Source organism: Halomonas sp. 707B3, from assembly GCF_024158645.1.
GTDB lineage: Bacteria > Pseudomonadota > Gammaproteobacteria > Pseudomonadales > Halomonadaceae > Vreelandella > Vreelandella lionensis.
The window spans coordinates 1-10,198 of sequence record NZ_JAMZBE010000130.1 but is presented as its reverse complement, the minus strand read 5'-3'; the positions used below and the strand labels follow the sequence as shown (position 1 = coordinate 10,198).

Sequence of the window (10,198 nt, the reverse complement as noted above, 5' to 3'; positions counted from 1 at the left end):
CCCTCGCCATCAAACGCGCTCTCCTGAAACTTGCGCTTCACCAGCCGGTAAGCGGTGACCTCGCTCATACCGAAACCCCGTGCTCCAACCGCCCAATCAGGTTCAGTACCGTTTGGTACTCCGCCGAGGTGGCGCTCATTTCGACGGGGCGACGCCCGCCTAGCCCGGCATTGGGCTTGAGCAGCCAGGCACGGGCACCCTCCGCGTCACCCTCGAACAGATCCAGCGCCGCCTTGAACAACTCGGCAAAGCGATATAACCGGTCGCTTTCCGCCATCTTGAAACGGCCCGACTTGGCACGGCGGCTCAGCGTGGCAGAAGGGATATCCACATAGCGTGCCAGCGCTTTCTGCTCAATACCTGACACCTTGGCAAGCTGGGGATAAACACGATATGCGACGCCTGCATGTAGCAGCTCATGCAGCTTACGGCCCCGGGCAGGCAAGCCGATCTGCTGCCAGAATCCGGAAGCGACCGCTTTGGGGGGCTGGTATTGAGAAAAGTGAATATCCATGACGCCATACTCGTTTGATAATTCAATGATGTATCAATTGATATACAGCGGGCTTGGTGTTCCGTCAAGGGTAATGAACGGTAAAACGCTTGTATAAAAATAGGCTTTATTCGTCAGGTTGGATTATCCACACTCACTCTGTCCGCTTATGTAGGCTTTAAAAAAGAGGGGGGTTGTTTAAAACCCTGAGTTGGGTCCGTATTGGCTATCCTGTTTTATGTGTAACATGGCGGGTTTCAACAATAACCATCGGGTGGGGTATGCGTTATAAAGATAAACATCAGCTCGCCGCTGAGTGGCAAGCACTCCTTGAGCGTACGCCTGTGGCGCTTCGCCAAGCAGTGGAGACGCTGGTGGAGTCCCGCCGCGACTATTTTGCTGATCACTTCTATCAGGTGATGATGGAGGATCCCCACGCCTCGCTGTTTCTCTCCCATGACCAAGTGAAAAATCGCCTGCATCCCTCTATGCAGCGCTGGTTGAGCGCTATGTTTGCCGTCGAGCACGCCGATTTTGAATCCCTGGTCGAGCAGCAGGAAAAAGTCGGCCAGGTGCATGCGCGTATCGATATCCCGGTGAACTTGGTACTTAATGGCGCACGGCAGTTAAAGCAGGCGCTTTATGAGCACATTAACAGCACCTTTAGCGCTGAACTCTCTTCCGGCGATGCAGCGGTTTACGTGTCTGATCATATTGATATGGCCATGGAAATAATGAGCCATGCCTATTCAGTGGCGAATAATCGTAATACCCGTATGGAAGAAGCCTATAAGCTGTTCTCTTTAACCCAGAGTATTGGTGATGAGCGCGAGCGCCAGCGCTCCGCACTGCTTAATTGGGAGAACGCGCTCATGTTTGCTGTGGCCGCGCAGCAGGCGACCAGCGCCTTGCCCCGATTAGCCAGCTCTGAGTTTGGGCTTTGGTATCACCATAAAGCGTGCCACGCCTTTGAGGGCGCGCCGGAAATCACCACCATTTCCCGGCATATTCGCCTTGTGGATGAGCAGTGGCTCGCTCAGCTAGGCGACCCAGATAGCCAGTTTCGTTTGGCCGCGTTGAGTAACATTCGTGATGCGGCGCGCACAATTTTGATGCTGCTAGACGATATTCTGGATCGCGCCTCGGGGCTTGAAGCGGGCCGGGATAGCCTAACGCGCCTGCTCAATCGTAAGTTTCTCCCGGTGGTGCTAAACCGTGAAATTGAGCTCGCCCGGCGCTCGGAGAAGTGTTTTGCTCTGCTCATGGTGGATATTGATCACTTCAAATCAATTAATGACACCCATGGCCATGATGCTGGCGATAACGTACTGCAGCAGGTAGCCAGCATTCTTGACCGCTCGACCCGAGGCGGCGACTACGTGTTTCGTATGGGCGGTGAAGAGTTTCTGATTGTGCTGGTGGATACGGATCAAGACGGCAGCCGTCTGTTTGCCGAACGGCTGCGCCATGCGGTGGCCAAAGAGCCGATGTTAGCCGCTGCCGATACGTTACTGAACGTCACTGTGAGCGTCGGGGTTACGCTTCATGATGGCCACCCAGACTACCAACGCTCGATGCAGCGCGCCGACCAAGCGCTGTACCAAGCGAAGCGCAGCGGGCGTGATCGGGTGGTGGTTGCCGCTGTCACTGAGTAATATCGCGGTAAGCGCTAGGTTTTGGCGATGTTACCCACGGAGAACACTATGTTGATGCGCCGTTTTATGCTGTTAACCGCACTGCTGTTCATGAGCACGCCGCTGATGGCGACTCATCATGGCAGCGACCACTCGGATGCCATGGAAGGCCACTCCTCTATTGAAGTGGCGCAACCCTGGACCCGTGCAACGCCGCCGGGGGCCGGGGCGGGCGGTGGCTTTGTTACTCTCACCAATCATGGCGATGGCGATGACAAGCTGCTAGGGGCGACTAGCCCGCTCACCGAGCGTGTCGAGATTCATATTATGGAGATGGACGGCGATGTGATGCGCATGGCACCCCTGCCCGGTGGCATTGAGATACCGGCAGGAGAGAGTGTCACGCTAGCGCCGGGCGGTTTGCACTTGATGTTTATGGAACTAGGCTCACCCATTGTTGAGGATGAGCCCGTCCCTGTGACGTTGGAATTCCAGCACGCCGAGCCGATGGAAATTGAGCTTCAGGTGCTGCCAGTGGGTGCCTCTCCGGAAGGGAGCCACCATGAAGGTGCCCATGATCATGGGCACGCGGCGCACTAAGTCGGCCCATCGCCCTGTTAGCTTTGGCGAGCGGGGCGTTCCTGAAGTGGTCGCACGATCAGCCAGTCGATGATCAGCATCACGATCAAAGACGCCCCAACGAGCGGAAACAGCACGCCGCCAATCACGAGAAGGGCGATCAGCCCACGAAACACGCGTTTATCGGTGGGCAAGGGCGGCACGCCCATGGCACCTGATGGGCGACGCTTCCACCACATCACGCCTGCGGCCACGCACATCACGATGATGGCGATGCATACCGCCAGCAGGAAAAGCTGATTGATAAGCCCAAACTCCTGCCCCAAGTGAACGTTAATCCCAAACTCCAGCCAGCGGCCTAGCGGGCCATAGTCGGCGTAGCTCATATCGAGCAGCGGCTCACCGCTATATTGATCAAGGTGAATCACCCGCTGCTGGGTTAAGTCATCGGGATAAATCGAACCGGTATACACCCCGGCAGCCGTGTTGGGCAGATTGACCGTGTAGCCCTGTTGTAGGCCCAGCGCTTCTAACTGAGCCACGGCGTTGTTCAACCCAATGCGCGGGGCAGGAACGGCAGGCTGTATGGATTCTGGCACTCGCGCCTGCTCCAGCGACCAGCTGGTGTTGCCCTGGTCGCTTAAATAGGCGTTGGACATCGGTACGTCCACCCGAACGCCAGCCGGGTAGCCAAAGTTATTGCCGTTGGCCCATTCGTTCACCTGTGCACCCCAAACGCCCGACCACGGCATGCCGGTAAGGGCCAAAAACACAATGAACCCACCAATAAAGATACCCAGCACCGCGTGCAGGTCGCGCCAGAACACTCGGCTTTTGGGTTTGCCGCGCACGCTCACCACGCCGCCCCTGCCGTTGCGCGGCCACCAGAGATAAATGCCGGTGGCGACCAACAAAATCGACCAGCCCGCGGCAATCTCAATCAGCTTGCGCGGGGTTTGCCCGAAGAACTTGAAGCTATGCAGGTAGCGAACGGTCCACATCACCGTGCCCCGGTCATCCAACGAACCAAGCACCTCAGCCGTATAGGGATTGACGTACACGGCCAGCCGTTCGCCGGTTAGTGAGTTAACGGTCACTTCCGCTGAGCTTCCCGGGGTGGCGGGCGAGGTGTATGTCACCGCCGTGCCGGGGTAATCCTGCAGTGCCGAACTCACGAGTGAGGCGGCAGGCTGGGTGGTCTGCTGAACTTCCACGCGCTTGAGATCTGAATGAATCAGCGCATCCAGCTCGTCATCGAATAAATACAGCGCCCCGGTCAGCGAGAGCGCGATTAAAAAAGGCAGGACTAACAGGCCTGCATAAAAATGCCAGCGCCAAACAGCGCGATACAAGTCGAGCGACGCAAGGCGTCTTGATGGAGAGGCAGGCATGATCATTCCTATCTAGGTCGCGAGCGGGCCCGCTTGAAAAGCAGTAGAGGGTAGCGGAAGGGGGAAAAACGTAAAGAGCTACCGAGAGTGACATGGTGTCACTGCCATAAGCGCTAATTAGGTGCATTGTGATGGCTATATGCACATATTTGGTGCGCTGGAGGGCTGGGCAAGAGGGTTGAGGCTCAAAAAAAGGTCTTTATGACGGTAAAAAAGCGCCTTTCACCATTTTGGCGCATTCTTTGCATTTATAAGGCAATGATGAATCCACCAGAAAGCGACAGCGCCCCATGATGTTGAGCGAACTCGCCCCACCCGCTGCTGGTTCCGGCCACCGCTTTGACGCCGAGCGCCGTTGGGCCGCCTCGCTGGCCCTGCGTTTTGCCAACCGCGATGGCGTGACTCGGTTAGTGCAAGCGCGTCACCAAGGGCCGTTACGGGTACAGCGCCCCTTCTACCCAGAAGGCAGCCAGGAAGCGTGCCACGTTTACGTATTGCACCCGCCCGGCGGGCTCGTGAGCGGTGATGCGCTAACCATCCGCGCTCATATCGAGCGCGAAGCCCATGCGCTGCTCACCACACCCGCTGCCAATAAGCTCTACAAAGCCGACAGCCAAGGCGTGGCCTGGACACAGCACACCGAGCTGACGGTAGAAGAGGGCGGCACCTTAGAGTGGCTACCCCAGGAAACCATCGCGTTTAACGGCTCAAAGGGCACTCAACGCACCCATATTGCGCTGCAGGGCAATGCCCGCTGCCTAGGCTGGGAAGTGATGGCACTCGGCCGCCCGGCCAGTGATCTGCCCTATGTCACGGGGCGCATCGAACAGCACTTTCGCTTAACCCTGGATGGCAAGCCGCTATGGCTTGAACGCCAGCCGCTGGACCCCGCGCACCCACGCTTTGCGGGCCGCTGGGGGCAGGGCGGCGCCACGGTGCAGGCCACGCTCTGGGCGGTGGGTATTGACGATGCCGCTGCGGCCATTGAAGCACTGCGTGAAGCGCTGCCGGATAACCCCCGCTGGGCGGTAACCGTGCGCCACGGCGTACTGCTGCTGCGCTATCTAGGCACTTCTCGTAACGAAGCCTGGGCGCTGTGTGAGCAGGCCTGGCACCTGCTACGGCCGCGCTGGGTCGAGCGCGAAGCGCACACGCCGCGCATTTGGCTAACTTAATTGGCAACACGCTGATAACGCTGGAGACACTCCATGGAACTGACCCCACGAGACAAAGACAAGCTGATGCTGTTTACCGCCGCCCAGCTTGCCGAGCGCCGCAAAGCGCGTGGTTTAAAACTGAACTACCCCGAAGCGGTAGCGCTGATCAGCTTTGAGATTATGGAAGGCGCGCGAGATGGCCGCAGCGTGGCGGATTTAATGAGCTACGGCCGCGAAATCCTCACCCGAGACGACGTGATGGAAGGCGTGGCGGAGATGGTCGATGAAGTACAGGTGGAAGCCACCTTCCCCGACGGCACCAAGCTGGTCACCGTTCACACGCCGATCAACTAATCATCCACCGTTAGGAGAGCGCCATGATTCCAGGACAGTATCAGTTACAAGAGGGTGATATCGAGCTGTGCGCGGGTCGCGAGCGTATCACCGTGGAGGTGGCCAACACCGGCGACCGCCCCATTCAGCTTGGCTCCCACTACCACTTTGCTGAAGCCAACCCCGCGCTGGTGTTTGACCGCGATAAAACCCGTGGCTACCGCCTGGACGTCGCCGCCGGAACCGCTATCCGTTTCGAACCCGGCCAAACACGCGAAGTCACGCTGATTCCGTTTGTCGGCAAGCGGGAAATCTACGGCTTCCGTGGCGATGTGATGGGGCCGCTCGATTAGCCAACGGATTAATAAAGAACAACCGACGGTAGGGCGGGCATCGGTTGGGTGACTGTCTGCGCCATGGATGGCGCAGTCAAGCTTACAGGGATGTATTCACAGCGTGTCACACAGACGATGGCCGCCCAGCACTGGACTCAACGCTTGAGGCAGAGGCAAATATGAAACCGGTAAATAAGATCAGTCGGCAAGCCTACGCCGATATGTACGGCCCCACCGTAGGCGACCGCGTGCGCCTGGGCGACACCGAGCTGTGGATCCAAGTCGAAAAAGACGCCACCCACTACGGTGAAGAAGTGAAGTTCGGCGGCGGCAAAGTCATCCGCGATGGCATGGGCCAAAGCCAGCGCCAGGATGCCACGGTGATGGACACCGTGATCACCAACGCGCTGATTTTAGACTGGTGGGGCATCGTCAAAGCCGATGTAGGGCTGCAAAACGGCCGCATCGCCGCCATCGGCAAAGCAGGCAACCCCGATACCCAGCCTGATGTGGAAATCGTGATTGGCCCCGGCACCGAAGTGATTGCGGGCGAAGGCAAAATCCTCACCGCAGGCGGCATCGACGCCCACATCCACTTCATCTGCCCCCAGCAGGTCGAAGAAGCGCTGATGAGCGGTGTTACCACCATGCTGGGCGGCGGCACTGGCCCCGCTACCGGTTCCAACGCCACCACCTGCACCCCCGGCGAGTGGCACATTGGCAAAATGCTTCAAGCGGTAGATGACCTGCCCATGAACATCGGCCTGCTCGGCAAAGGCAACGCCAGCCTGCCGGAAGGGCTCGAAGCGCAGTTGGAAGCGGGCGCGATGGGTCTCAAGCTGCATGAAGACTGGGGCACCACCCCCGCCTCGATTGATACCTGCTTAAGCGTGGCGGAAAAGTACGATGTGCAGATCGCCATCCACACCGATACGCTCAACGAATCCGGCTTCGTGGAAGACACCCTTGCGGCGTTTAAAGAGCGCGGCATTCACACCTACCACACCGAAGGCGCAGGCGGCGGCCACGCCCCAGATATCCTCACCGCTTGCTCCAAAGAGTACGTGCTGCCGTCCTCCACCAACCCCACGCGGCCCTACACGGTGAACACCATCGACGAGCATCTCGACATGCTCATGGTCTGTCACCATCTGGATCCCAATATCCCCGAAGATGTCGCCTTTGCGGATTCACGCATTCGTCGCGAAACCATCGCCGCCGAGGATATCCTCCACGACCTGGGCGTGATCTCGATGATCGCCTCCGACTCCCAGGCCATGGGTCGCGTAGGTGAAGTCGTCTGCCGCACCTGGCAAACCGCCCACAAAATGAAAGTGCAGCGCGGCCTGTTGCCGGAAGATGAAGCGTTAGGGGCCGACAACCTGCGCGCCAAGCGCTATATCGCCAAGTACACCATCAACCCCGCCATTACCCATGGCATTGCCCATGAAGTCGGCTCGATTGAAGTCGGTAAGCTAGCGGATTTGGTGCTGTGGAAGCCCGCTTTCTTTGGCGTCAAACCCGCACTGATTCTGAAAGGCGGCATGATTGCCGGGGCACCGATGGGCGACCCCAACGCTTCCATCCCCACGCCGCAGCCGGTGCACTACCGCCCCATGTTCGGCACCTTTGGCCGCGCCGCCAGCCAAACACGGCTCAACTTTGTCAGCCAAGCGGCGATTGACGCGGGCATTAAAGAGCGCCTTGGCTTACAAAGCACGCTTTCCGCCTGTAAGAACGTGCGCGGCGTGCGTAAAAAAGATATGAAGCTCAACGATGCCTGCCCAGAACTCACCGTCGACCCGCAAACCTACGAAGTGCGCTGCGACGGCGAACTGCTCACCTGCGAACCCGCGACCGAGCTACCGCTGGCGCAGCGGTATCACTTGTTTTGAATGTAGGGTATACCCCACGTGACACGAGAGCCGGGAGCAGCCCGTAGAGAGGGTCTTTTGCCATGGATGGCAAAAGTAGCGTACAGGGATGTATTCACAGCGCCCTCTCGTAGGGCTGCTCCCGGCGAGCCTCAAAGGCTATACCAGGACGATATCGATGTTGAAACTGATTGAACGCCTCGGCCCCATAGATGAGGGCACCGCCAGCGACACGCTGACACTGCCCTTTGAGCTACGCATTCGCGGCCGCTTAAAAGCCGAAAGCGACAGCGGCCAGCCGCTGGGGCTGTTTCTGGATCGCGGCCCCGTGCTGCGCGATGGCGAAGGCCTGAAAGCCGAAAACGGCAAGATCGTGCGCATTTGCGCCGCTATCGAACCCGTGGTGACCGCGCGAGTGAGTACTGGCTTACCGCTGGCCCGGCTGGCGTACCACCTCGGCAATCGCCATGTGCAGCTGGCGCTGGGTGAAGACGAGCAGGGCGGCTGGGTGCGCTTCCCACCCGACCACGTCCTCGAAGAGCTGGCCGAGCTGCTGGGTGCCACACTTGAGCACCACAACGCCACCTTCGACCCCGAACCGGGCGCCTACAACCAAGTGGGCGGTGGGCATTCGCACGGTCATTCACACAGCCACGGCCATGGGCACGCTCATTCCCACGACCACGACCACGACCACTCGCATGAGCACCACCATGCCCACTGAACAGCCCTCAGACCTCGCCCTGCTAGGGCTGATGCAGCTCGTCAGTCCCGCGCTGCCCATTGGTGCCTTCGCCTTTTCCCAAGGGCTAGAGAGCGCTTTTGAACTGGGCTGGGTGAGTGATGAGCCCAGCCTCTCTCAGTGGCTATCCGGCGTGCTGGAAGATGGCATAAGCTGCTGTGAGCTGCCGCTGATCGAGCGGCTATATCGCGCTTTCGAGGAGCAAGATGGCACTGCTGTGGCAGAGTGGGACGACTGGCTGGCCGCCACCCGTGAAACCGCTGAACTCGCCGCTGAAGACAGCCGCTTGGGTGCATCGCTGAAGCGGCTGCTGGGGAGTCTCGACCTATTACCCAAACATGAAGGGCTGCCTAGTGAAGACTCACTCACGCCCTTGCTACCGGTGCAGGCAGGCTATGTGACCCTATTTGCCTGGGCGGCCTACCAGCGCGGCATCCCTGTGCGTCAAGCGCAGCTCGGCTTTAGCTGGGCGTGGCTGGAAAACCAGCTCGCGGTGGCCTGTAAAGCGCTGCCGTTGGGCCACACTGCTGCCCAGCGAATTATCGAGCAGTTACGTGGCGAGCTGGTGAGTGCCGTTGAGAAGGCCCAGCGGCTAGACGATGACGAACTCGGCCCCGCGCTGCCCGGTGTGGCGCTGGCCAGCGCCCTACACGAAACCCAATATTCCCGTTTGTTTAGAAGCTAATGAGCGTTGTTATTTAGGAGAAAACCATGACTCACTGTTTACGCGTTGGCGTGGGTGGCCCGGTCGGTTCAGGTAAAACCGCCCTGCTCAAGCAGCTCTGTACCGCACTGCGCGACCACTATGACATTGCCGTTGTCACCAACGATATCTATACCCGCGAAGACGCCGATTTCCTGCTCAAGCACGATGCGTTGCCCGCCGACCGTATTCTCGGCGTAGAAACCGGCGGCTGCCCGCACACGGCGATTCGGGAAGATGCCTCGATGAACTTAGCGGCGATTGATGAGCTACACGCCCGTCATCCCAAGCTGGAGCTAGTGCTGGTGGAGTCCGGTGGTGACAACCTTTCCGCCACGTTTAGCCCCGAGCTTTCTGATTTAACGCTCTACGTGATCGACGTGTCGGCAGGCGACAAAATTCCCCGCAAAGGCGGTCCCGGCATCACCAAATCCGACCTGCTGATTATCAACAAAATCGATATTGCCGAGCAGGTCCACGCCTCACTGGAAGTGATGGAGCGCGACTCGAAAAAGATGCGCGGCGAGCGCCCGTTCGTGTTCACCAACCTCTACGATGGCGTCGGGCTTGAAGAGATCATCCGCTTTATTCTCGATAAAGGCATGCTGGACGAGCGTCGCCCAAGGGCCGCTGTAACACATTAAACGGAAGTAGATATAGGTATAATTAGAAGGTATAATTAGCAGATATAAAAAACTGCCCAGCTTTGATGGTATGAAAGGCTGGGCAGTTGCAGTTGTTTAGGTGAGATCCTGCCAAAACGGGCCATCCCTGGCCACCACATTTCTACAATGAACTGATAAGCTGTTGATATCCTTAACTCATGTTATGTAAAGGTGTTTTGTAGCTTTAATTTATTCCTGAATCCGTGAGACCGGCCCCCGGAAGCACTTCTAACCCACTGACCTGCATGGCAATATAGCCATTATCGCCATTCACCCAGACAGTGCCATGCCC

11 protein-coding genes are annotated in these 10,198 nt (G+C 58.4%); 9 read left to right on the top strand and 2 right to left on the bottom strand.

Features of this window, described 5'->3' with window-relative positions; translation table 11 throughout:
• Window positions 1-64: 64 nt before the first annotated feature.
• Window positions 65-514, bottom strand: a complete 450-nt coding sequence (locus tag BIS10_RS14705) for an antitoxin Xre/MbcA/ParS toxin-binding domain-containing protein (RefSeq protein WP_253506205.1) — start codon at window positions 512-514, stop codon at window positions 65-67.
• Between the two features lie 260 nt (window positions 515-774).
• Between BIS10_RS14705 and BIS10_RS14700 the strand changes: the two genes are divergently transcribed.
• Together BIS10_RS14700 and BIS10_RS14695 are read left to right on the top strand one after the other, a co-directional pair.
• Window positions 775-2,148 carry a diguanylate cyclase gene (locus BIS10_RS14700; protein WP_253506203.1) on the top strand — a complete coding sequence of 458 codons (1,374 nt, stop codon included), beginning with the start codon at window positions 775-777 and terminating at the stop codon, window positions 2,146-2,148.
• A gap of 48 nt (window positions 2,149-2,196) precedes the next feature.
• Window positions 2,197-2,727: a copper chaperone PCu(A)C gene (locus BIS10_RS14695; RefSeq protein ID WP_253506202.1), complete on the top strand. Its 531-nt coding sequence runs from the start codon at window positions 2,197-2,199 to the stop codon at window positions 2,725-2,727.
• A 17-nt stretch (window positions 2,728-2,744) separates the two neighbouring features.
• Here BIS10_RS14695 and BIS10_RS14690 read toward each other — a convergent pair whose 3' ends face one another.
• Window positions 2,745-4,097: a PepSY domain-containing protein gene (locus tag BIS10_RS14690; protein ID WP_253506200.1), complete on the bottom strand. Its 1,353-nt coding sequence runs from the start codon at window positions 4,095-4,097 to the stop codon at window positions 2,745-2,747.
• Window positions 4,098-4,387: 290 nt separating this feature from the next.
• On the opposite strand from BIS10_RS14690, the gene BIS10_RS14685 reads away from it, so the two are divergent.
• The 7 genes from BIS10_RS14685 to ureG all read left to right on the top strand — a co-directional run bounded on the left by BIS10_RS14685 (window position 4,388) and on the right by ureG (window position 9,885).
• Window positions 4,388-5,272 carry an urease accessory protein UreD gene (locus BIS10_RS14685; protein WP_253506198.1) on the top strand — a complete coding sequence of 295 codons (885 nt, stop codon included), beginning with the start codon at window positions 4,388-4,390 and terminating at the stop codon, window positions 5,270-5,272.
• A gap of 33 nt (window positions 5,273-5,305) precedes the next feature.
• On the top strand, window positions 5,306-5,608 hold the full coding sequence (ureA, locus tag BIS10_RS14680; RefSeq protein ID WP_016915359.1) for an urease subunit gamma: 303 nt from the start codon (window positions 5,306-5,308) through the stop codon (window positions 5,606-5,608).
• Between the two features lie 23 nt (window positions 5,609-5,631).
• Complete coding sequence (locus BIS10_RS14675) at window positions 5,632-5,940, top strand: urease subunit beta (protein ID WP_089674735.1); 309 nt, start codon at window positions 5,632-5,634, stop codon at window positions 5,938-5,940.
• A 161-nt stretch (window positions 5,941-6,101) separates the two neighbouring features.
• Entirely contained in the window at window positions 6,102-7,817 is a 1,716-nt protein-coding gene (gene ureC / locus BIS10_RS14670) for an urease subunit alpha (protein ID WP_058579803.1), read from the top strand.
• A 157-nt stretch (window positions 7,818-7,974) separates the two neighbouring features.
• Window positions 7,975-8,520 carry an urease accessory protein UreE gene (gene ureE / locus BIS10_RS14665; RefSeq protein ID WP_253506196.1) on the top strand — a complete coding sequence of 182 codons (546 nt, stop codon included), beginning with the start codon at window positions 7,975-7,977 and terminating at the stop codon, window positions 8,518-8,520.
• A complete protein-coding gene (locus BIS10_RS14660; protein ID WP_253506207.1) occupies window positions 8,510-9,223 on the top strand; it encodes an urease accessory protein UreF in 714 nt (237 codons plus the stop codon). Before ureE ends, BIS10_RS14660 begins: the two co-directional genes overlap by 11 nt.
• 26 nt (window positions 9,224-9,249) lie before the next feature.
• A complete protein-coding gene (gene ureG / locus BIS10_RS14655) occupies window positions 9,250-9,885 on the top strand; it encodes an urease accessory protein UreG (RefSeq protein WP_044630219.1) in 636 nt (211 codons plus the stop codon).
• The last annotated feature ends 313 nt before the right edge of the window (window positions 9,886-10,198 follow it).

Bases quoted from the DNA above. Each gene is read 5' to 3' on its own strand.
- BIS10_RS14705 (WP_253506205.1), bottom strand. From the start codon at position 514: ATGGATATTCACTTTTCTCAATACCAGCCCCCCAAAGCGGTCGCTTCC.
- BIS10_RS14700 (WP_253506203.1), top strand. From the start codon at position 775: ATGCGTTATAAAGATAAACATCAGCTCGCCGCTGAGTGGCAAGCACTC.
- BIS10_RS14695 (WP_253506202.1), top strand. From the start codon at position 2,197: ATGTTGATGCGCCGTTTTATGCTGTTAACCGCACTGCTGTTCATGAGC.
- BIS10_RS14690 (WP_253506200.1), bottom strand. From the start codon at position 4,097: ATGCCTGCCTCTCCATCAAGACGCCTTGCGTCGCTCGACTTGTATCGC.
- BIS10_RS14685 (WP_253506198.1), top strand. From the start codon at position 4,388: ATGATGTTGAGCGAACTCGCCCCACCCGCTGCTGGTTCCGGCCACCGC.
- ureA (WP_016915359.1), top strand. From the start codon at position 5,306: ATGGAACTGACCCCACGAGACAAAGACAAGCTGATGCTGTTTACCGCC.
- BIS10_RS14675 (WP_089674735.1), top strand. From the start codon at position 5,632: ATGATTCCAGGACAGTATCAGTTACAAGAGGGTGATATCGAGCTGTGC.
- ureC (WP_058579803.1), top strand. From the start codon at position 6,102: ATGAAACCGGTAAATAAGATCAGTCGGCAAGCCTACGCCGATATGTAC.
- ureE (WP_253506196.1), top strand. From the start codon at position 7,975: ATGTTGAAACTGATTGAACGCCTCGGCCCCATAGATGAGGGCACCGCC.
- BIS10_RS14660 (WP_253506207.1), top strand. From the start codon at position 8,510: ATGCCCACTGAACAGCCCTCAGACCTCGCCCTGCTAGGGCTGATGCAG.
- ureG (WP_044630219.1), top strand. From the start codon at position 9,250: ATGACTCACTGTTTACGCGTTGGCGTGGGTGGCCCGGTCGGTTCAGGT.